Source organism: Microbacterium sp. SLBN-146 (genome assembly GCF_006715145.1).
Taxonomy (GTDB): domain Bacteria; phylum Actinomycetota; class Actinomycetes; order Actinomycetales; family Microbacteriaceae; genus Microbacterium.
On record NZ_VFMR01000001.1, the window covers coordinates 1,462,868 to 1,483,879 of the forward strand.

Annotated in this window: 23 protein-coding genes; 16 read left to right on the forward strand and 7 right to left on the reverse strand. The window is 68.5% G+C overall.

Annotated elements, in window-relative coordinates:
- The first annotated feature begins 22 nt into the window (after positions 1 to 22).
- The 11 genes from paaA (at position 23) to FBY39_RS06275 (ending at position 12,385) form a co-directional block, all read left to right on the forward strand.
- Complete coding sequence (gene paaA, locus FBY39_RS06225; protein WP_141931117.1) at positions 23 to 994, forward strand: 1,2-phenylacetyl-CoA epoxidase subunit PaaA; 972 nt, start codon at positions 23 to 25, stop codon at positions 992 to 994.
- Complete coding sequence (paaB, locus tag FBY39_RS06230) at positions 994 to 1,299, forward strand: 1,2-phenylacetyl-CoA epoxidase subunit PaaB (RefSeq protein ID WP_141933953.1); 306 nt, start codon at positions 994 to 996, stop codon at positions 1,297 to 1,299. The genes paaA and paaB overlap by 1 nt, the downstream gene beginning before the upstream one ends.
- On the forward strand, positions 1,296 to 2,117 hold the full coding sequence (paaC, locus tag FBY39_RS06235; protein WP_141931118.1) for a 1,2-phenylacetyl-CoA epoxidase subunit PaaC: 822 nt from the start codon (positions 1,296 to 1,298) through the stop codon (positions 2,115 to 2,117). Before paaB ends, paaC begins: the two co-directional genes overlap by 4 nt.
- The gene (gene paaD / locus FBY39_RS06240; protein ID WP_141931120.1) at positions 2,111 to 2,584 is read left to right on the forward strand and encodes a 1,2-phenylacetyl-CoA epoxidase subunit PaaD; all 474 of its coding nucleotides are present in this window, start codon (positions 2,111 to 2,113) and stop codon (positions 2,582 to 2,584) included. The genes paaC and paaD overlap by 7 nt, the downstream gene beginning before the upstream one ends.
- Complete coding sequence (paaE, locus tag FBY39_RS06245; protein WP_141931122.1) at positions 2,584 to 3,705, forward strand: 1,2-phenylacetyl-CoA epoxidase subunit PaaE; 1,122 nt, start codon at positions 2,584 to 2,586, stop codon at positions 3,703 to 3,705. The genes paaD and paaE overlap by 1 nt, the downstream gene beginning before the upstream one ends.
- Positions 3,706 to 3,742: 37 nt before the next feature.
- Complete coding sequence (locus FBY39_RS06250; RefSeq protein ID WP_141931124.1) at positions 3,743 to 4,513, forward strand: enoyl-CoA hydratase/isomerase family protein; 771 nt, start codon at positions 3,743 to 3,745, stop codon at positions 4,511 to 4,513.
- Positions 4,514 to 4,771: 258 nt separating this feature from the next.
- Positions 4,772 to 5,071, forward strand: a complete 300-nt coding sequence (locus tag FBY39_RS06255; protein ID WP_141931126.1) for a hypothetical protein — start codon at positions 4,772 to 4,774, stop codon at positions 5,069 to 5,071.
- Positions 5,072 to 5,109: 38 nt separating this feature from the next.
- On the forward strand, positions 5,110 to 7,314 hold the full coding sequence (gene glgX, locus FBY39_RS06260) for a glycogen debranching protein GlgX (RefSeq protein ID WP_141933955.1): 2,205 nt from the start codon (positions 5,110 to 5,112) through the stop codon (positions 7,312 to 7,314).
- Positions 7,274 to 9,697 carry a malto-oligosyltrehalose synthase gene (gene treY / locus FBY39_RS06265; RefSeq protein ID WP_141931129.1) on the forward strand — a complete coding sequence of 808 codons (2,424 nt, stop codon included), beginning with the start codon at positions 7,274 to 7,276 and terminating at the stop codon, positions 9,695 to 9,697. Before glgX ends, treY begins: the two co-directional genes overlap by 41 nt.
- The gene (gene treZ, locus FBY39_RS06270; RefSeq protein ID WP_141931131.1) at positions 9,694 to 11,418 is read left to right on the forward strand and encodes a malto-oligosyltrehalose trehalohydrolase; all 1,725 of its coding nucleotides are present in this window, start codon (positions 9,694 to 9,696) and stop codon (positions 11,416 to 11,418) included. The genes treY and treZ overlap by 4 nt, the downstream gene beginning before the upstream one ends.
- 466 nt (positions 11,419 to 11,884) lie before the next feature.
- On the forward strand, positions 11,885 to 12,385 hold the full coding sequence (locus FBY39_RS06275; protein WP_141931132.1) for a hypothetical protein: 501 nt from the start codon (positions 11,885 to 11,887) through the stop codon (positions 12,383 to 12,385).
- Between the two features lie 237 nt (positions 12,386 to 12,622).
- Here the strand turns inward: FBY39_RS06275 and FBY39_RS06280 are convergent, their stop codons facing one another.
- Genes FBY39_RS06280 through FBY39_RS06290 form a run of 3 tightly spaced genes read right to left on the reverse strand, consistent with a single transcriptional unit; the run spans position 12,623 to position 15,244 of the window.
- The gene (locus tag FBY39_RS06280; RefSeq protein ID WP_141931134.1) at positions 12,623 to 13,807 is read right to left on the reverse strand and encodes an acetyl-CoA C-acetyltransferase; all 1,185 of its coding nucleotides are present in this window, start codon (positions 13,805 to 13,807) and stop codon (positions 12,623 to 12,625) included.
- Complete coding sequence (locus FBY39_RS06285; protein ID WP_141931136.1) at positions 13,804 to 14,451, reverse strand: CoA transferase subunit B; 648 nt, start codon at positions 14,449 to 14,451, stop codon at positions 13,804 to 13,806. The genes FBY39_RS06280 and FBY39_RS06285 overlap by 4 nt, the downstream gene beginning before the upstream one ends.
- A gap of 1 nt (position 14,452) precedes the next feature.
- Positions 14,453 to 15,244: a CoA transferase subunit A gene (locus FBY39_RS06290; RefSeq protein ID WP_141931138.1), complete on the reverse strand. Its 792-nt coding sequence runs from the start codon at positions 15,242 to 15,244 to the stop codon at positions 14,453 to 14,455.
- 103 nt (positions 15,245 to 15,347) lie between these two features.
- Between FBY39_RS06290 and FBY39_RS06295 the strand changes: the two genes are divergently transcribed.
- The 3 genes from FBY39_RS06295 to FBY39_RS06305 are packed head-to-tail and all read left to right on the forward strand — an operon-like array spanning position 15,348 to position 16,889.
- Complete coding sequence (locus tag FBY39_RS06295; RefSeq protein ID WP_186336926.1) at positions 15,348 to 16,136, forward strand: IclR family transcriptional regulator; 789 nt, start codon at positions 15,348 to 15,350, stop codon at positions 16,134 to 16,136.
- A 10-nt stretch (positions 16,137 to 16,146) separates the two neighbouring features.
- Complete coding sequence (locus FBY39_RS06300) at positions 16,147 to 16,671, forward strand: gluconokinase (protein WP_186336927.1); 525 nt, start codon at positions 16,147 to 16,149, stop codon at positions 16,669 to 16,671.
- Positions 16,672 to 16,673: 2 nt separating this feature from the next.
- Complete coding sequence (locus FBY39_RS06305) at positions 16,674 to 16,889, forward strand: hypothetical protein (protein WP_141931144.1); 216 nt, start codon at positions 16,674 to 16,676, stop codon at positions 16,887 to 16,889.
- A 10-nt stretch (positions 16,890 to 16,899) separates the two neighbouring features.
- Here FBY39_RS06305 and FBY39_RS06310 read toward each other — a convergent pair whose 3' ends face one another.
- Together FBY39_RS06310 and FBY39_RS06315 are read right to left on the reverse strand one after the other, a co-directional pair.
- Entirely contained in the window at positions 16,900 to 17,400 is a 501-nt protein-coding gene (locus FBY39_RS06310) for a hypothetical protein (protein WP_141931146.1), read from the reverse strand.
- Between the two features lie 45 nt (positions 17,401 to 17,445).
- The gene (locus tag FBY39_RS06315; RefSeq protein WP_141931148.1) at positions 17,446 to 17,955 is read right to left on the reverse strand and encodes a hypothetical protein; all 510 of its coding nucleotides are present in this window, start codon (positions 17,953 to 17,955) and stop codon (positions 17,446 to 17,448) included.
- Positions 17,956 to 18,473: 518 nt separating this feature from the next.
- On the opposite strand from FBY39_RS06315, the gene FBY39_RS06320 reads away from it, so the two are divergent.
- Positions 18,474 to 18,737, forward strand: coding sequence for a hypothetical protein (locus FBY39_RS06320; protein WP_141931150.1), 264 nt, complete (start codon positions 18,474 to 18,476; stop codon positions 18,735 to 18,737).
- A gap of 20 nt (positions 18,738 to 18,757) precedes the next feature.
- Here the strand turns inward: FBY39_RS06320 and FBY39_RS06325 are convergent, their stop codons facing one another.
- Positions 18,758 to 19,315 (reverse strand): DUF1992 domain-containing protein, encoded by a 558-nt coding sequence (locus FBY39_RS06325; RefSeq protein ID WP_141931151.1) that lies wholly within the window; start codon positions 19,313 to 19,315, stop codon positions 18,758 to 18,760.
- Positions 19,312 to 20,160: an NAD(P)-dependent oxidoreductase gene (locus tag FBY39_RS06330; protein WP_141931153.1), complete on the reverse strand. Its 849-nt coding sequence runs from the start codon at positions 20,158 to 20,160 to the stop codon at positions 19,312 to 19,314. Before FBY39_RS06330 ends, FBY39_RS06325 begins: the two co-directional genes overlap by 4 nt.
- Positions 20,161 to 20,385: 225 nt before the next feature.
- Between FBY39_RS06330 and FBY39_RS06335 the strand changes: the two genes are divergently transcribed.
- Positions 20,386 to 20,961, forward strand: a complete 576-nt coding sequence (locus FBY39_RS06335; RefSeq protein WP_141931155.1) for a hypothetical protein — start codon at positions 20,386 to 20,388, stop codon at positions 20,959 to 20,961.
- Positions 20,962 to 21,012: the final 51 nt, after the last annotated feature.

The window sequence follows — 21,012 nt, forward strand, 5'->3', positions numbered from 1 at the left end:
GTTCTGTTATTAGGAGTCGACGATGACTGCACCCGATCTGTCCGCCGTGGATGCGGCCGAGGAGCTCGCGGCGTTCGACGCCCTCGTGGCCGCCGAGCAGCGGATCGAGCCGCGCGACTGGATGCCCGACGCGTACCGCAAGACCCTCATCCGGCAGATCTCCCAGCACGCGCACTCCGAGATCATCGGCATGCAGCCCGAGGGCAACTGGATCACTCGCGCCCCGAGCCTCAAGCGCAAGGCGATCCTCATGGCCAAGGTGCAGGACGAGGCCGGACACGGGCTCTACCTCTACTCCGCCGCGCAGACGCTCGGCATCACGCGTGACGAGATGACCCAGCAGCTCATCGACGGCAAAGCGAAGTACTCGTCGATCTTCAACTACCCGACGCCGACGTGGGCCGACATGGGAGCGATCGGGTGGCTCGTCGACGGTGCCGCGATCTGCAACCAGGTGCCGCTGTGCCGCGCATCGTACGGCCCGTACGGTCGCGCGATGGTGCGCATCTGCAAAGAGGAGTCCTTCCACCAGCGGCAGGGGTTCGAGATCCTCCTGACGCTCATGCGGGGGACCCCCGCGCAGCGGGCCATGGCGCAGGAGTCGATCGACCGCTGGTACTGGCCGTCTCTCATGATGTTCGGGCCGCCCGACGACCAGTCGCCCAATTCGGCGCAGTCCATGACATGGAAGATCAAGCGGTTCTCCAACGACGAGCTGCGTCAGCGATTCGTCGGGATGCTCGTGCCCCAGGCCGAGATCCTCGGGGTCACGCTCCCCGATCCGAACCTGCGCTGGAACGAGGACGAGCAGCGCTACGACATGAGCGAGATCGACTGGACGGAGTTCTTCGAGGTGCTCGCGGGGCGGGGCCCGATGAACGCCGTACGTCTCCAGAACCGCCGCGCGGCGCACGAGGACGGCGCGTGGGTGCGGGAGGCAGCGGCCGCGTACGCCGCGAAGCGCGCGGCGCAGACCGAGAGGGAGGTCGCGTGATGGCGACCCCGGGAGGATCCGACCGCGAGACGTGGCCCCTGTGGGAGGTCTTCGTGCGCGCAGGCCGTGGGCTCTCGCACGTGCACGCGGGATCGCTCCATGCGCCGGATGCCGACATGGCGCTGCGGAACGCGCGCGATCTCTACACGCGGCGCGGCGAAGGCACGTCGGTGTGGGTCGTCCCGGCCGATGCCATCACGACGAGCGACCCCGGCTCGAAGGGCGCCTTCTTCGAGAGCCCCGCGGGCAAGAACTACCGTCACGCGGTCTACTACACCGCCTCCGAGGGGGTGCCGCACCTATGAGCGACGTCGACCTCCACGGAGACGTGACCGTCGAACGGGTGACGCTGTCGGCCGAGCTCGCGGGCGGCGAGGGAGTCGCGACGCCCGACGCTGCCGAGTACGCCCTGTGGCTCGGCGACGACTCGCTCATCCTCGCGCAGCAGCTGAGCGCGTGGATCGCGCGTGCGCCCGAACTCGAAGAGGACGTCGCGCTCGCCAACATCGCCCTCGACCTCCTGGGGCACGCGCGCTCGCTCCTGCGCTACGCCGGCACGGCCGACGGGCGGACCGAGGACGATCTCGCCTACTGGCGCGACGAGCCCGGGTTCCGCAGCGCCTGGCTCTTCGAGCAGCCCAACGGCGACTTCGCCCAGACGATCGCGCGCCAGCTCGTGGCATCCGCCTATCTCTTCGAGCTGTACACGGCCCTGCAGTCCTCGAGTGACGAGACTCTCGCCGCGATCGCCGCGAAGGCCGTGAAAGAGGTCGACTACCACCGCGACCACGCGATCCAATGGACGCTCCGCCTCGCGGGCGGTACCGACGAGTCGCGGCGGCGGATGCTCCGTGCCGTCTCGGATGTGTGGCCGTACGTCGACGAGCTCTTCCGTGACGAACCCCTGCTCGATCGTCTCGAGGGCGTCGCCGTGCGCCCGTCGACCCTGCGCGGCGCCTTCGACGCCGTGATCGATGCCGTCTTCGCGGAAGCCTCGCTCGACGTCCCGACGGGGTTCGTCTCGTCGGGAGGAGGGCGCCGCGGAAGCCACTTCTCGACGCTCGGCTACCTCCTCGCCGAGATGCAGGTGCTCGCCCGTCAGCACCCGGGGGCGACATGGTGACGGATGCCTGGAGGATCGCGGCGAGCGTGCTCGACCCGGAGGTGCCCGCCCTCACGATCGAAGACCTCGGAGTGCTCCGCGCCGTCGAGGTCGACGGTGCGCACGTCGCCGTCACGATCACGCCGACCTACTCGGGGTGCCCCGCGATGGATGTCATCCGCGAAGACCTCGTGCTCGCGCTCGGCGCGGCGGGATACTCCGATGTCGACGTCCGCCTCGTGCTGAGCCCCGCCTGGACGACGGACTGGATGACGGATGCCGGCAAGCGCAAGCTCACGGCGTTCGGCATCGCGCCGCCCACGGGTCGCGCTTCCGCCGGACCCATCCGGGTGCAGCTGGGCGTCAAGTGCCCGCAGTGCGGGTCGCTCGATACGCGGGAGATCTCGCGCTTCGGGTCGACGTCGTGCAAGGCCCTGTGGGAGTGCCGCGCGTGCCTCGAGCCCTTCGACCACTTCCGGGCGCACTGATGTCCGGGCTGGCGGGCACGGGGGCGGCCGTCCGCCGTCGCGGGCGCTTCCACACACTCGCTGTGACGGCCGTGCGGCCCCTCACCGACGACGCCGTCGAGGTGACGTTCCGTGTGCCCGACGACCTGCACGGCGAGTTCGACTACTTCGCAGGGCAGCACGTGGCGCTCCGCACCCGCCTCGACGGACAGGAGGTGCGTCGGTCGTACTCGCTCTGCCGGCCCCCGTCGCCCGGAAGCGTGTCGGTCGCCATCAAGCGCGATCTGGGCGGACGGTTCTCGACGTGGGCGCAGACCGAACTGCATCCCGGTGACGAGATCGACGTCATGAGCCCGCAGGGCACCTTCACGTCGGGTCTCGCCGACCTCGAAGGCGCCCACGTCGCGGGGATCGCCGCCGGTTCGGGGATCACACCGCTCATGGCGCTCGCCGCGACGGTGCTCGCCGGGTCGGAGACCTCGCGCTTCACCCTCGTCTTCACCAATCGCTCGACGCCCGACGTCATGTTCCTCGAGGAGCTCGCCGACCTCAAGGACCGCTACCCGACGCGCCTCGCGCTTCACCACGTGCTCTCCCGAGAGCAGCGATCGGCGCCGCTCCTCTCCGGTCGTATCGACGAGGCGCGCCTCCGCCGCATCCTCGACGCGCTCGTCCTTCCCGAGACGGTCGACGAGTGGTTCCTCTGCGGTCCGTTCGACCTCGTGCAGCTGTGCCGCGACACGCTCGCCGACATCGGTGTCGATGCGGCCCACGTGCGGTTCGAGCTGTTCACGACGGGCGAGCCGGGCTCCGAACGCCCTGACTCCGGGCGCCCTGTCGTCGTGCGGGCCGACGAGCCCGTGCGGCAGATCGAGTTCTCTCTCGACGGCCAGTCCTCGACGGTCGAGAGTCCCGTGAGCGCGCACGAGTCGATCCTCAACGCGGCCCTCCGGGTGCGCGGCGACGTTCCCTTCGCGTGCTCGGGCGGTGTGTGCGGCACGTGCCGCGCCCGACTCGTCACGGGCGCCGTCACGATGACCGAGAACTACGCTCTCGAGCCCGACGAGCTCGAGCGCGGGTACGTGCTGACGTGCCAGTCCCACCCGACGACGGACCGCGTCGTCGTCGACTACGACGGATGACGGGATGCCGCGGCGCGCGGCCCCGCCGGAGGAGACCATGATCGACCTGACCTTCGAGGGCGCGGTCGCCCACATCGCGCTCGACAACCCGGCGAAGCTCAACGCCCTCGACGAAGCCGCGCTGCGCGAACTCGATGCGGCGTACGCCGAGGCTGCGGCATCCGGATCCCGCGCTCTCGTCCTGAGCGGCCGCGGTCGCGCGTTCTGCGCAGGACGCGACATCTCGGGGGTCGATCCGCGCGACGACGACGTCCTGGGCTACCTCGGCGGGATCGTGACGCCGCTCCTGCGCCGCATGGCGGCCTTTCCCGCGCCCACCTTCGCGGCAGCGCACGGCGCGTGTCTCGGGGTCGGGCTCGGACTCCTCATCGCGACCGACGTCGTCTACGTCGCCGACCGCGCGAAGATCGGCTCGCCCTTCGCGGCGCTCGGCGCAACACTCGACTCCGGCGGGCACGCGCTCTTCTTCGAGCGGCTCGGCGCGCACAAGACGCTCGACCTCATCTACACGGGGCGGCTCATGTCGGGAACCGAAGCGGTCGAGTCGGGCCTCTTCTCGCGCGTCTTCCCCGCGGAGGACGTGCTCGGTGTGACCCTCGAAGCCGCTGAGCGCGCGGCATCCGGAGCGACGTCCGCCTTCCTCGCGAGCAAGCAGCTCATCGCACGCATCCGCGACGAACGCCTCGCACTGTGGGAGTCGATCGACGTCGAGAACGCTGCGCAAGCGGCGCTCTGCGACACCGACGACTATCGCGAAGGCTTCGCCGCCTTCCAGGAGAAGCGCCCCCCGCACTTCACGGGCCGCTGACCCGCCCGCTGGGGCCCCGCCCGCTTCTTCCGCTCACTTGTCGCGAATGGCGGCCTGCGCGCGGCCGACCCCGCCTTTTGAGACAAGTGAGCGGGGAAGGGGAGAGGGATGCTGCGGCCGGAGCGCCGGATGATCGGGAGCGCGCGATGATCGGGAGCGCGAGATGATATCGAGCTGCGGACGGCTCGACAAGCCCCGGCGGACGCCACGGAACTCGCCATAGCTTCTCCCTGCACCCACAGCGAAGGAGAGACGGCCATGCGTTCTCAGGTCCCCGGCAGGCGGGAGCGCGACGGCGCGACCGACGCGCACGACGATGACACGCGCGAGACTCCGACGCTCGCCTGGGAGCTCGTCGACCTAGAGCGGTATGAAGTGCGCGTGGGGAACGCGGTGCTCGGATACATCGAAGTCGTCGCCCCCGTCTTCGTCGTCTCCCTCGGATGCCGGTTCGCCAAGGCCGTCGAGATCGCCCAGGTGCATGCCTTCGACGAGGCCGTCGAGCGACTGTTCGCGGCATCCCTCATCGGCCATGCACAGAATTCGTCTGGGTCATGACCATCAGGGAGACCTCCTACGATGACGACATGGAGACAATCAAGGCGTGGCCGGGTTCGCCCTATCCGCTGGGCGCGACATTCGACGGCAGCGGCACCAACTTCGCCTTGTTCAGCGAGGGAGCAGACAGAGTCGAACTCTGCCTCTTCGACGACGACGGCACCGAGACGCGCATCGAACTGGTCGATGTCGACGCGTACGTCTGGCACGCGTATCTGCCGAACGTGCTTCCGGGGCAGCTCTACGGCTACCGGGTGTACGGAGCCTACGAGCCCGAGAACGGACTGAGGTTCAACCCAAACAAGCTTCTCCTCGACCCGTACGCGAAGGCCGTCGACGGCGAGATCGAGTGGGGCCAGTCGCTCTTCGGGTACACCTTCGGTGACCCCGACTCGCGCAACGACGACGACTCGGCCGCCGAGATGATGAAGGGCGTCGTCGTCAACCCGTTCTTCGACTGGTCGGGAGACCGACAGCCGAAGACCCCCTACGCCGAGTCGTTCATCTACGAGGCGCACGTCAAGGGCCTCACCAAGCTCAACGAGCACATTCCCGAGGAGATCCGCGGCACGTACAGCGGGCTCTCCCACCCCGCGGTCATCGACCACCTGAAGAAGCTCGGCGTGACTGCCATCGAGCTCATGCCCGTGCACCAGTTCGTCAACGACTCGACCCTCCAGGACAAGGGGCTGTCGAACTACTGGGGCTACAACACGATCGGCTTCTTCGCGCCGCAGAACACGTATGCTTCAGCGGGCCAGCGCGGCCAGCAGGTCCAGGAGTTCAAGGGGATGGTGCGCGCCCTTCACGCGGCGGGCATCGAGGTCATCCTCGACGTCGTCTACAACCACACCGCCGAGGGCAACCACATGGGCCCGATGCTCTCGATGCGCGGCATCGACAACGCCGCGTACTACCGCCTCGAGGACGACGACAAGCGGTACTACACCGACTACACGGGCACGGGAAACAGTCTCAACGTCGGCAATCCGCACGCGCTTCAACTCATCATGGACTCGCTCCGCTACTGGGTCCTCGAGATGCACGTCGACGGCTTCCGCTTCGACCTCGCGTCGACACTCGCGCGCGAGTTCTACGACGTCGACCGCCTCGCGGCGTTCTTCGAGCTCGTGCAGCAGGATCCGGTGGTCTCGCAGGTCAAGCTCATCGCCGAGCCGTGGGACGTCGGCCCCGGGGGATACCAGGTGGGCAACTTCCCGCCCCAGTGGACCGAGTGGAACGGCAAGTACCGCGACACCGTCCGCGACTTCTGGCGCGGTGAGCCGGCGACGCTCGGCGAGTTCGCGTCGCGGCTGACCGGTTCGGCGGATCTGTACGAGCACTCGGGCCGCCGCCCCGTGGCATCCATCAACTTCATCACCGCGCACGACGGCTTCACGCTGCGCGATCTCGTGTCCTACAACGAGAAGCACAACGAGGACAACGGCGAGGACAACAACGACGGCGAGTCCCACAACCGTTCCGACAATCACGGCGTCGAGGGACCGACGGACGATCCCGATGTGCTCACGGTGCGGGCGCGGCAGCAGCGCAACTTCATCGCGACGCTGCTCCTGTCGCAGGGCGTGCCGATGCTGTCCCACGGTGACGAGTTGGGACGCACGCAGGGCGGCAACAACAACGGCTACGCGCAGGACAACGAGATCACGTGGATCGACTGGAGTTCGGCCGACCAGCCGCTCGTGGAGTTCACCGCCGCGCTCGCGCGACTGCGTCACGACCACCCGATCTTCCGACGCAGCCGCTTCTTCGACGGTCACCCCGTGAAGCGCGAAGAGGGTGCACCGATTCCCGACATCGTGTGGCTGCGGCCCGACGGCACTGTCATGCAGCCCGAAGACTGGGGCTCGGGCTTCGGTCGCGCGATCGGGGTCTTCCTCAACGGGCAGGGCATCCGGGAGCGCGACCGCCGGGGTGAGCCGATCACCGACAAGAGCTTCATCGTGCTGTTCAACGCCGGTGACGAATCGATCGACTTCACGATCCCCGCCGACGAGTACAGCCCCAAGTGGGACGTTCTCGTCGATACGGCAGGCGTCCTCGCGGACACCGACCCCGTCGAGCCGGGCGAATCGGTCGAGATCCAGGCGCGCGCGCTCGTGGTCCTTCGCCAGCACGACGTGCCCGAGCCCGAGCCCGACCACTCGGTGGCCGCGTCGCTCCTCGCTCTGGCCGATGCCGATGTCCCAGCGCAGACCCCGAAGATCGAACTCGGCAAGTAGCGGAAGGGCAGACGCCGTGGCAGATCGTCCGCAGTCCACCTATCGCCTGCAGATCAGGAGTGGCTTCACGCTCGATGACGCGGCGTCCGTCGTTCCCTACCTCGCCGATCTCGGCGTCTCGTGGGTGTACCTGTCGCCGATCCTCGCGGCGACCTCCGGCTCTGACCACGGCTACGACGTCGTCGACACGGGCCGCGTCGACGAGGCACGGGGCGGACCGGAGGCGCTGTCGCGGCTCGCGGCGGCCGCGCGGGCGGCGGGGCTCGGCATCCTGATCGACATCGTCCCCAACCACATGGGGGTCAGCGCTCCGCGCGAGAACGCATGGTGGTGGGACGTGCTGCGACTCGGGCGCGGCTCCCGCTTCGCCGACTTCTTCGACATCGATTGGGACTTCGGCGGCGGACGAGTGCGGATGCCGCTGCTCGGCGGCCCGCTCGACGAGATCCTCGAACGGGGTGAAGTCACGGTCGATCCGACCCCGGCTGACGACGCGCCCGACGGCGTCCTGCGCTACTTCGACCACGTTCTCCCTCTCGCGCCGGGTTCGCTCGACGCGGGAAGCGACATCGACGGCGTGCTCGCACGCCAGAACTTCGAGCTGCGCTTCTGGAAGGACGAGGCCGCCGACCTCAACTACCGCCGGTTCTTCGGTGTGACGACCCTCGCGGGCGTCCGGATCGAGGATCCGCGCGTCTTCGACGAGACCCACCGCGAGATCCTCCGGTGGGTGCGCGAAGGGCTCGCCGACGGACTCCGCGTCGATCATCCCGACGGTCTCCTCGATCCGGGTGCCTACTTCGACCGCCTCGCGTCGGCCCTGCGCGACGCCCGTGGCACCGACGAGGATCCCTATGTCCTCATCGAGAAGATCCTCGAGCATGGCGAACGGCTGCCGTCGTGGTGGCGCACCGACGGGACGACGGGATACGACGCGCTCGCCGAGATCGACCGTGTGCTCATCGATCCGGCCGGTGAAGCGCCCCTCGACACGCTCGACGAGCGCCTTCGTGCCGAGACGGAGCTCGCGCCGGCGCTCGACTGGCACGACCTCATCCATGACACGAAGCGGATGATCGCCGACACGATCCAGGTGTCCGAGATCCGTCGGCTCGTACGCGAACTGCCGGAGGCGATGCCGGATGCCGAGGACGCGCTCGCGGAGCTGCTCGCGTGCTTCCCCGTCTACCGCTCCTACCTCCCGGCGGGCCGTGAACAGCTCGACGCCGCCGTCGCCGAGGCATCGGTCCGGCGCCCCGAGCTCGCCGACACGATCGCGCGCCTGGGAGTCGTGCTCGCCGATCCGTCGGAGCCGGTCGCGCGAAGATTCCAGCAGACGACGGGCCCCGTCATGGCGAAGGGCGTCGAGGACACCGCGTTCTACCGCTACACGCGCCTCGGGGGACTGACCGAGGTCGGCGGCGATCCGTCCGTCTTCGCCCTCGACGTCGACGCGTTCCACGGGGTCCAGCGCGAGCGGCTCGCCTCGTGGCCGACCGCCATGACGACCCTCTCGACGCACGACACGAAGCGCGGCGAAGACGTGCGGGCACGGCTCGCGGTGCTGTCCGAGATCCCGGAGCGCTGGGCCGACGTGCTCGGCGAGCTTCGAGCCGTGGCATCCACGGGTCACGGTCCTTTCGACAACCTCCTGTGGCAGGCGATCGTGGGCGCGTGGCCCGCAAGCCCCGAGCGCCTCCACGCCTACGCCGAGAAGGCTGCGCGCGAAGCGGCCGAAGCGACCGGCTGGTGGGACCCGGATCCCGACTTCGAGAAGGCCATGGCAGGGGTCGTGGATGCCGCGGCGGGTGAGGCCAGACCGCTCGTCGAGGCCTTCGTCGCCGAGATCCAGGCCGCGGGATGGTCGAACGGGCTCTCCGCGAAGCTGCTGCAGCTGACCGGGCCGGGCGTTCCCGATGTGTACCAGGGCTCGGAGTGGTGGGAGCAGTCCCTCGTCGACCCCGACAACCGCCGGCCTGTCGACTTCGCCGCGCGAGCGGAGATGCTGGCCCGCATCGATGCCGACGCCGCTCGTGGCATCCTTCCCCCCGTCGACGGCACCGCCGCCGCGAAGCTCCTCGTCACCGCGCGGGCCCTGCGGCTGCGGCGCGAGAGGCCGGAGTCGTTCCGCCGGTACTTGCCGCTGACGGCGGTGGGCCCCGCGTCGGCGCATGTCGTCGCGGTCGATCGCGGCGGGGTGACGGCGGTCGCGACACGCCTTCCGATCGGCCTCGAGCGAGACGGCGGATGGCGGGACACCGTGCTGCTCCGCCCCGACCGTGCGGCCGTGGACGTGCTCACTGGCCGCACCTACGGCGGAGAGATCGCGCTCGCCGACCTGCTGTCGACCTATCCCGTCGCGCTTCTCGTGGAGGATTCATGATCGAGGTGTGGGCGCCGCGCGCCGACCGTGTCCGTCTTCGCCGCGCAGCCGGCGACATCGAGCTCTCGGCGGGTGGGGACGGGTGGTGGTCGGCTGCCGTCACGCTCGCCGACGGCGAACGGTACGGCTTCGTCCTCGGCGACGGAGACGACGTGCGTCCCGATCCCCGGTCACGGCGCCAGCCCGACGGCGTGCACGAGTCTTCTGCCGCGTTCGATCCGTCGGCGTTTGACTGGACGGATGCCGCGTGGACCGGCCGTCAGCTCGCGGGTGGACTCATCTACGAGCTCCACATCGGCACGTTCACCCCGGAGGGCACCCTCGACTCCGCGATCGCTCGGCTCGACCACCTCGTCGACCTGGGCGTCACGCACGTCGAGCTGCTCCCCGTCAACGGTTTCAACGGCACGTGGAACTGGGGCTACGACGGCGTGCTCTGGTACACGGTGCACGAAGCCTACGGCGGACCGGTCGCGTACCAGCGCTTCGTCGACGCGGCGCACGCGAAGGGCCTCGCGGTCATCCAGGACGTCGTCCACAATCACCTCGGTCCGAGTGGCAACTACCTGCCCGAGTTCGGGCCCTACCTGCGCGACGGTCAGCGCAACACGTGGGGCGACTCCATCAATCTCGACGAGCCCGCCGTCCGCGAGTTCATCCTCGGCAACGCGCTCATGTGGATGCACGACTACCATCTCGACGGACTGCGGCTCGATGCCGTCCACGCCCTCCGTGACGATGAGACTCCGCACCTCCTCCAGGAGATCGCGACGCGTACCGATGCCCTCTCGGCGCACCTCGGAAGGCCGTTGACGCTCATCGCCGAGTCCGACATGAACGACCCTCGCCTGATCCTGCCGCGTGAGGCCGGGGGGTACGGCCTGACGGCGCAGTGGTCCGACGACTGGCATCACGCCGTCCACGTCGCCCTGACGGGCGAGACGGTCGGCTATTACGCCGACTTCGCGGCCGCCGAAGCGTTCCCGAAGGTGTCGGAGGACGGATTCTTCCACGACGGCACCTACTCGTCGTTCCGCGGGCGGGATCACGGAGCTCCGATCCCCGACGGCGTGCCGGCGTGGCGACTCGTGACCTTCGCTCAGGACCACGACCAGATCGGCAACCGTGCGGCCGGCGATCGGCTCAGCCAGTCGCTCTCGCCGGGGCGGCTCGCGGTCGCTGCCGTGCTGACCCTCACATCGCCCGGAACCCCGATGCTCTTCATGGGCGAGGAATGGGGGGCCTCCACGCCCTGGCAGTTCTTCACGTCGCATCCCGAACCCGAGCTGGGGGAGGCGACGGCGAAGGGTCGCATCGCCGAGTTCGAGCGCATGGGCTGGGATCGCGACCAGGTTCCCGATCCGCAGGATCCTGAGACGTTCCAGCGCTCGAAGCTCGATTGGTCTGAAGCGGATGCCGGTGACCACGCGCGCCTGCTCGCGTTGTACCGCGATCTGGCACGGCTCCGTCGCGAGCGCCCCGAGCTGACCGACCCGGCCTTCGGCGCGGCATCCGTCGGGGGAGGGCCGAAGCCCGACGAGCGAACCTTCGTCCTGCGGCGAGGGGATGTGACGGTCCTCGCGAACCTCTCACCGGACGAGGTCTCGTTCGAGCTCGACGCCGACGCCGACGTGCTGCTCCTGTCGACCGACTCCGGCGTGCGGCTCGTCGGCGGGGTCGTCACGCTCCCGCCCGAGACCGCCGCGATCACCGGCCCGTAGGCGCGGCGCGCCTTCCGCGCGCTTCGCGCTTGGCTTCCGCGCGCTTCGCGCTCGCCCATCCCCGTTCACTTGTCTCAAATGGTGGCCTCTCCACGCGCAAGGTCGCCCTTTGAGACAAGTGAGCGCGGGCTCTTTCCGCTCACTTGTCTTGAATGGTGGGATGCGGCGTCCTGAGGCCGCCCTTCGCGACAAGTGAGCGGCAGTCCCGGAGCCGCGGCGGGTGAGGCCGAGAGTGATCTTCACCGCGCGTCAATGCGCGATAGAGGATGTCACGCTCGTACACAGCCCACTTCTGCATACGTTCTGAAGCATGGGCGTAAAGTCGATGACTGGCACCTCCGAACGAGCCGTGTCTCGTAGTCTGGGATCGCGCACCACGCTCGGAAGGACGAGGGTTGCGGAGCTCCCCGATGCCAGGTCGCCGGAACCGCCTAGCGGAGTCGGGTGCACACGCCCCCAAATATGCATGAGGTACCTCCGTGCCTGCGCGGCAACTATCGTCGTAGCGACACTCACCTTTGCCGCAAGTGGGTGTGCACTGAGCGAAGGATCGCAGACCGAGGGCATTGACGAATTGTTCTGGTCCGAGGCTGCGGCGGATGCACGCGCTGAGTGTCTTCGTGATCGTGGCTGGGACGTCACGCAGGAAGATGAAGCCATCATCGCGGAGGTCTCGCCAGACCGTGAGGCGCTCTATCAGCGAGACGGCGTTGCGTGCATTGCACAGGTCGGTCGGGATCCGGATGCAGAGCTGACCGCACCCGAGATGGACAACGTGTTCTCTTGGTACATGGAGATTGCCGATTGCCTTGAAGCGAGAGGCTACTCTGTGCCGACGCGACCGACCGAGCAGGCTTTCCTCGACATGTACGACACAGACCCCTGGATTCCCTGGATCGAGCTGGATGGTCTCCAGCTGTCTCGGGCAGAGGCGCAATGCCCTGCTCTACAGCGCCCGCGAGCCTGACCAGGGAGCGGCGACGATCCGTGGTCCCTGGCGGGCCTTGAGTGAGAGATACGGTCGGACCCTGCGCGCCTCGGCGTGCTCTCGTTCACTTGTCGCAAAAGGCGACGTGCACGCCTCCGGGCCCGCCACACGCGACGAGTGAGCCAGACCGGTGCCAGTTCACTTGTCTCGAATGGCGGGATGCCGCGGCGTGAGGCCGCACTTTGCGACAAGTGAGCTCAACCCGAGGTCAGCGGGTCAGCGGGTCAGGATGAGCGCGTCTCCCTGGCCGCCGCCTCCGCAGAGCGCGACGGCCGCCGTGCCACCGCCGCGGCGCACGAGCTCGTGCACGGCGTGGACGACGAGGCGGTTGCCGGAGGCGCCGATCGGGTGGCCGATCGCGATCCCGCCACCGTGGGGGTTGACGACGTCGTCGGACAGGCCGAGTTCGCGCTGCGAGCGAGCGACGACGGCTCCGAAGGCCTCGTTGATCTCGACGATGTCGAGGTCGCCCGCCGCGATGCCCTGCTTCGCGAGCGCCTTCTCGATCGCCCGCGCGGGCTGCGCGTGCAGCGAGTTGTCGGGCCCTGCGACCTGGCCGGACGCGCCGACGACCGCGAGGATCTCCCACCCGTTCTCATCGGCGTGCGCGCGCGTCGTGAGGACGACGGCGGATGCTCCGTCCGAGATCTGCGACGCGTTCCCGGCCGTGATCGAGCCGTCCTTCGCGAAGGCCGGGCGCAGTCCCGCGAGCGTTTCGACGGTCGTCTCGGGGCGCACACCCTCGTCCTTCGTGACGACGATCGGGTCGCCCTTCCGCTGCGGGATCTCGACGGGCACGATCTCAGCCTCGAAGAGGCCCGCATCGTGCGCGGCGGCGGCGCGCTGGTGGGAGCGGGCGGCGACGGCATCCTGCATCTCCCGCGTGATCTCGAAGCGCTCGTTGTGGCGTTCCGTCGACGCGCCCATGCTCTCGGCGTCGTAGACATCCGTCAGCCCGTCGTACGCCATGTGGTCGAGCACCTCGACCGAGCCGTACGACCAGCCCTCGCGTGAGCCCATGAGCAGGTGCGGCGCGCGCGTCATCGACTCCATGCCGGCGGCGACGACGACCGTGGCATCGCCGAGGCGCAGCATCCGGGCTCCGTCGATGATCGCCGTGAGCCCCGACAGACACACCTTGTTGATGCTGCCCGCGTGGACGTCCCACCCGATGCCCGCGCCGATCGAGGCTTGGCGTGCGGGGTTCTGCCCCGACCCCGCCGCGAGCACCTGTCCGACGAGGACGGCGTCGACAGCGGATGCCGGGATGCCGCCCTTCTCGAGCGCGCCCTTGATCGCGAGCGAGCCGAGCTGCGGCGCGGTGAGTGAGGAGAGCTGGCCCCTGAGGCGGCCCTGCGGAGTGCGCGCGGCGGCGATGATGACGACGTCGTCGGTGTTCATGTGTCGATCCTTTCAGGGACGCGGAGAGGAGGTTCGGTGGCGGCGATGACCTCGTCGACCGTGACGCCAGGCGCGGTCTCGACGAGCACGAGTCCGGCATCCGTCACGTCGATGACCGCAAGGTCGGTGATGATGCGATCGACGACTCCGCGACCGGTGAGGGGGAGGGAGCACTCGTTCACGATCTTCGCCGAGCCGTCGCGAGCGACATGTTCCATGAGCACGATGACTTTCGCGGCCCCGTGCACGAGATCCATCGCGCCGCCGGGCCCCTTGACCATCTTTCCCGGGATCATCCAGTTCGCGAGGTCCCCGGTGGCCGAGACCTGCATCGCTCCGAGGATCGCGGCGTCGATCTTGCCGCCGCGGATCATGCCGAAGCTCGCGGCGGAGTCGAAGAACGCCGCGCCGGGGAGGGTCGTGACGGTCTCCTTGCCGGCGTTGATGAGGTCGGGGTCGACGTTCTCCTCTTTCGGGTACGGGCCGACGCCGAGGATGCCGTTCTCGGACTGCAGCACGACCGTGACGCCGTCCGGGACGTAATTCGGCACGAGGGTCGGCAGGCCGATACCGAGGTTGACGTACGAACCGTCTGCCAGTTCGCGCGCTGCGCGGGCGGCCATCTCGTTGCGGGTCAGCGCCATGTCAGCTCTCCTCTGTTCGGGCGTCCGCGGCAGGGCGGACGGTGCGCCGCTCGATGCGCTTCTCGATGTCCGTGCCGACCTCGATCATCCGATGCACGTAGATGCCGGGGAGGTGGATGCTGTCGGGGTCGAGCTCACCCGGTTCGACGAGCTGCTCGACCTGCGCGATGCACACGCGTCCGGCCATCGCGGCGAGCGGGTTGAAGTTCCGCGCGGCCTTGTTGAAGACGAGGTTGCCGTGCCGATCGCCGCGCAGGGCGTGGACGAGCGAGAAGTCCGTCACGATGGCCTCTTCCAGCACGTACTCGCGCGGCTCGCCCGTCATGTGGAACGTGCGGACGTCTTTCGCGGGCGAGGCGACGGCGATCCCGCCCGACCCGTCGTAGCGGCGGGGGAGGCCGCCCTCGGCGACCTGGGTGCCGACGCCCGTCTGCGTGTAGAAGGCGGCGATTCCCGACCCGCCCGCGCGGAGCTTCTCGGCGAGCGTTCCCTGGGGGGTGAGTTCGAGTTCGAGCTCGCCCGAGAGGAACTGGCGCTCGAACTCCTTGTTCTCGCCGACGTACGACGACGTCATCTTCCGGATCCGCTGCGCGTTCAGCAGGATTCCGAGTCCCCAGTCGTCGACGCCGCAGTTGTTGCTGACGATGCTGAGGTCTCGCGTGCCCTGCGCGAGCAGGGCTTCGATGAGGGCGATGGGATTGCCCGAGAGGCCGAACCCGCCGACGGCGAGCGATGCGCCGTCGGGGATGTCGGAGACGGCCTCGGCCGCCGATCCCCAGGTCTTGTCGATCACGTGTGCTCCTTCGCGCCGCCGGTACGCCTCCAGTCTGGAAGGGGCCGGGATGCCGCGACACCGTGCCTGTTGCCATGTGGACCTCCCGACGCGTACTGTCCATATGGTGGACACGTCGACTATCCCGGGAGCGCAAGCGGTCGCGCGGGCGGCGCGCATCCTGCGGCTCGTGTCGCAGGGCGGCGACGAGGGGATGCCGGTCGTCGAGCTCGCCCAGCGCGCCGACCTCACACGGCCGACGACCCACCGTCTGCTGCAGGCGCTCCGTCACGAAGGGCTCGTCGACCAGGACGAGCGGACGGGGCGCTGGACCGCAGGCCCCGAGCTCTATCTCATGGGCCAGGCCGCGGCATCCCGCTATGACATCACCGCGATCGCGCGTGACATCGTGCGTTCGCTCGCCGTGCGGACCGAGGAGAGTGCGTTCCTCTCCGTCCGCCGCGGCGACGAGACGGTGTGCCTGCTGCGCGAAGAGGGGAGTTTTCCGATCCGCTCGTTCGTGCTGTCGGAAGGCGTGCGGTTCCCGCTCGGCGTGGCGTCGGCGGGCCTCGCGATCCTGGCGTTCCTGCCACCCCACGATGTGGACGCCTACTTCGAGCGGCATCCGAATCTCGCGACCGAGTGGGGCGCCGCGCACGGCGAGGCGAGGCTGCGCACGCGTCTGCGCGAGACGCACGAGACCGGCTACGCCGTGAATCCCGGGCTGATCGTCGAGGGCAGCTACGGCATCGGTGCTGCCGTCTTCACGCGCGAGGGGCATCCGCAGTGGGCGCTGAGCCTCACGGGCGTGCAGTTCCGCTTCGGACCCGATCGCCTCGCGGAGCTCGGTCGCACGCTCCTCGCCCACGCGCACCAGCTCTCGTCGCGGATCGCGGCGTCGGGCCGCGGGTAGCGTGGACGGCATGGCGATCGTCGTGATGGGTGTCTCCGGCGCGGGGAAGTCCACGATCGCGGCGGCCATCGCCCGCGAGATCGGAGGCATCTTCCTCGACGCCGACGACCTGCACCCGCCGGCGAACGTTGCGAAGATGACCGCGGGCATCCCGCTTACGGACGAGGATCGGATGCCGTGGCTCGTGCTCTGCGGCGAGGCCCTCGTGCATGAGCTCGAGCGCGGCGGGGTCCCGGTGCTGGCGTGCTCGGCGCTCCGGCGGCGCTACCGCGACGCCATCCGTGCCGTCGCGCCTGACACGTACTTCGTCGAACTCGACGGCTCGCCAGAGCTCCTTGCGGCGCGTGTGTCCGGGCGGGAGGGGCACTTCATGCCTCCCGCGCTCCTTACCTCGCAGCTGCAGACGCTCGAATCGCTCGGCTCCGATGAGTCGGGAGTCGTCGTCGATGTCGCGCTGGACCCGTCGCAGATCGCCGAAGCGGCCGTCGCGGCGTGGCGCCGGTCAGTTCCGGAACCGGCCTACACAGAGGAGTGAGCATGGCGACCTACGATCTCGACCGCACGACGGTCGGCGAGCTGCTCGACGACCCGCGCGCCCGAGCCATCATCGACGAGCTCGTTCCCGGCATGAGCGACCACCCGATGGTCGGCTTCGCGCGCGGCATGCCCGCGGCATCCGTCCTGCAGATGGCGGGCGGACGGGTCGATCCCGCGACGCTGGAGCAGCTGAAGAGCCGGATCGCTGCGCTCTGACCTACGACCTTTACACGGCTGCTGTGGCGTCTTTCTTGACGACCACTGTCGTGCCCGTCTGCGGGGACGGAACCGGCGTTGTCTGAAGCAGGATCGCACCGGCGAGAACGATCGCGATTGCGGGGAGGATGCCGAGGCCGGGCATGCTGTCTGCAGTGACCCAGCCCTGCCAGAAGAAGCCGGGATCGATGAGCGGGTTGACGACGGCAATGACGGCAACGGCGGCCAGGGCGCTTCGACGCACGCGCCTGCCGAGGGTCCACACTGCCGCCGTCGCGGCAACGCTCAGCAGCAGCCCGGCCGCCCAGATCGGCAGGGAGTCGTCGATGCTTGCCGCGCTCATCGCGTCGAGACACTGCGTGGTGTAGGGCAAGCGATCAGTGACGTCGACGACCAGTGAGTCGCTGCACGCGGACCACCACATGAGTCGGTCAGCGCTCCGCACCAGACCGAGCCCGAGGAGCGCTGCGCCGAGCACTCGTGTCAGTACGATTCCCCATCGCTGCGTCATGGCGTGATGCTACCTCTCCGAGGGCGTGAGCCGGATGCGTTCATGTCAGCAGTAGTTCCCGTTTTTGAGCGTGATCGAGGCGCCGAAGTTGTCGATCTTGTACCAGACGCCGCTGCTGTACTTCGAGTTGTAGTACTTGGACTGGACTGAACCGGACGCACCGCCGAAAATCGCGATGCACTTGCCGTACGGAACAAAGACGGCATCCCAGTCGTAGTAGCGGCCGCTGGAATCCTTGAACTGGTTTGAAGACGTCCCGTTCTTGATCGACTGTTGAACACCCGACGCTGTCCCGAGCACAGTTTGGCCCGGGCTGGGCGAGAAGTTGGTCCGGATCAGGAACGAGCTCGACGCCATGTTCGCCCAGATGCTGCCACAGGCGTCGGTCTTCGTGTTGGTGGTGCACCGAGCGTCGCCCGCGTAGGCCGGGGCTCCGACGCCGACAAGCGCTGAGGCAAGCGTGATTGTCGCGACGACGAGAACCGGTTGTCTGCCCGACCGCCTCGAACCGCTCCCCCGGGCCATCGAATGTCGGCCAGTGGTGGTGACGCTCATTGTGGATCCCCGATCGGTACTGACAACGTGCTGACACACTTGGTCAGGCGCTCGCGACCCACGAGACGTTGTCCAGTCCGATCTAGTGGGGCGCGTTCTCTTCACCAACGGGCGTGGCGGTGAGCCACGCGGGCAGGCGTTCCTGAAATCACCTGCAAGCTCACCCGAGCCGCAGTGCGAGACCCGCCCCGCCTCGTATCCCGTTCTGCTCGTCTGGTTCGGGGATGGCGGTCCTGATGCCGCGACTCAACCCACGAATTGCAGTCCGAGGACGGCCAACTTGACCGACACGGCCCCGGCAGTTGCGAGTATGAGCCGGCACAAGGCCAGTGCGGCAGCGAGCAACCGCCGGTGCTCCGTAGTTGTTGCCGTTGTCGAGTGTCTCCCGGCGGTGATGCCCGGCGTGGTGATTGTTCCTATCTAGAGCGCATCGAGAGATTCGTCCATGATGGGAGACGTATCGACACGCGCTACGACGTCTTGGACTCGATCGCAAGCGAACGGGGGTGGGACTACTGGTGGAGACGCTGGAACAATCGGACCGGGCCTCTGCGGCGCGGAAGTCGCCGCTTTCGTATGAACTCACACTCGTTCTCGTGTGGGGCGTCGTCACGACACTCGTGCTCATCCTCAGACTGCCGGCGCTGGCGATTGCCCTCGTGAATCTCGTGTGGGTCACTGTGGCGGCCTACACCCGGCACTGGAAGGCGGCGGCCATCATTGGTGGGGTCGGGTTCGGCATCGCCGGGCTCATCGCCGTATTGACGATCTCGATCGCATAGCGGCTCAGGGGTGTCCGCCGTCAGCGACCCCGCCACCAGAACCGACGTCGGCGTGCGGGTGTTCCATCCGTCTCCACCGCTGCTGCTGCTGCGCGAGTCGCCCGACGCTCGTGCCAGGCCGCGACCTCGGCGTCGACGTCGCGCGTCGGCGTCACGACGGGCGGACCGCCGAGCAACTGTCGACGGGCTTCGACGACCCGACGGTTGAAGTCGTCGAGATGCTCGCGCACGTCGGACTCGCGTGACAGTGCGTCGAGGCGCTCCTCCAGCTCGGCGCTTTCGACCCGCAGCATGATGGCGGGCGGTCCGAGTCCCGTCAGCTGCTCCTGCTGGATCTTGCGTCGGATCCACCAGTCGGGGTCGTGGCTCGCGCCGAGGTTCGGGATGGGTTTGCCCGCCCCCGGCAGGTCGTCGAAGTCTCCGCGACGGATCGCTTGCTGGATCGCCGTCTCGACGTAGGCGGCGCGCTCCTGCCGTGTCGGCGGGCGTGCCGGTTCGTCTGCGGCGTCGCCGGAAGCATCCTCGCCATCGCGCTCCTGACGGTAGCGCGCGGCGGCGAGGCGAGGGTCTTCCGTCATCCGACCTGATCGCGCCAGCTGTGCTGCGGGTCGTAGCCGAGCAACCGGCGTGCCTTGTCGATGGACAGCAGAGTCTCGTGGTCGCCGACCTCGCGCGTGACCGGCACATTCGGGAAGACCTCGGCGATGAGCTCCGAGTTGGGGCGCGACATGACGGTGTCGGGCGACGCGATGATGAACTGATCGAAGCCCGCCGGGGCGACCTCGAGCGCGCGCTGCACGGCGTGCGCGCCGTCGCGAGCATCGATGTAGCCCCACAGGTTCCACTTGCGCACCATCGGGTCGGCATCGAACGACGGGAACTCCGCGTAGTCCTCCGGCACCATGACGTTCGAGAAGCGCAGAGCCGTGATCGACAGCTGGGGATGCCACCGCACGAGCTCGACCGCGAGTCGTTCCTCGAGCGTCTTGACGAGCGAGTAGACGGACTCCGGACGCGGCGCGTACTCCTCGTCGACCGGGATGTAGGGCGGTGGCGCGTCGAAGGGCAGACCCAGGACGGTCTCGCTCGATGCGTAGACGATCCGGTCGATGCCGAGGCGGATGGCGGCGTGGAAGACGTTGAAGGTCGCCGTCATGTTGTTGTGGAACGTCGCGACATCGCTTCGGATGCCGGGGGCCGGGATCGCGCCGAGGTGGACGACCGCATCGACACCGTCGTGACGATCGTTCACACCGCCGAGAGCGTCGATGACCTGGCCATAGTCGGTGAGGTCGACCTGGACGAAGTCGGGCCCGCGTGTGCCGACCATGTCGAGGCCGATGACGTCGATGCCGTTAGCGCGGAGTTCCCGGGCGACGACGGTTCCGAGCTTGCCGGTGGAGCCGGTGAGAGCGATTCGCATACCTCCAGCGTGCCACGGACGTGAGCCCGAGGGGGCGGATCTTGACTTTCAGCCTTCTTTCAGGATGCCGCTGAGACGCGCGGAATTCCGGGGGAGATCCCTCTCCGCCGACGCGAGATCGTGCCCTCGAGGCGGGTGTGGTGCCAATCCGATCCCGCGGGCTTCCCGGATGACCCCACGTGCGACCGCCAACGTCGTACACCAACGTCACGAAGGAGACATCTCATGCGTACGAACAAGACCCGCATCTTCACCCTCGCGACCGCCGGAGCCGGCGCCGCCGCTCTCGCCGTTGCCGGATTCGCCCTTCCCGCGAGTGCCGACGAGCGCGCTCCCCAGAACGACACCACCTCGGCCTACACGGAGCTCGCGGGGTCGGTCGACGCCTTCCAGGAGTCGTTCCAGACCTGGATCGGCGACATCGCGGCAGGCAACACCCTCGGCAACGTCGGTGTCGACGGTGGCCTCGTGAATGTCGGCGACGTCGCCAACGGCCCGATCCTCTCCGGCAACGATGTCCCCGTCGTCTCGGGCAACGACGTGAGCGCTCCGATCGGTTCGGGCAACGACATCGCCGTCGACGCTCCCGTCGGCTCGGGTAACGAGGTCGGCAACGGCACCGAGGTCGGCAACGGCACGGAGGTCGGCAACGGCAGCGGCAACGGCAACGTCGTGGGCTCGGGCAATGACACCGGCATCTCGGTGGGTGACATCGGAGCAGACGTCGACGACCTCGTAGGCGACATCTCGGGCGACGTCGACAGCACGCTCAACGGCATCCTCGGCGGTCTGCGAGGCTGACGCACTTCTCACATGGTGAAAGGAGGACCCGTCCACAGGGACGGGTCCTCC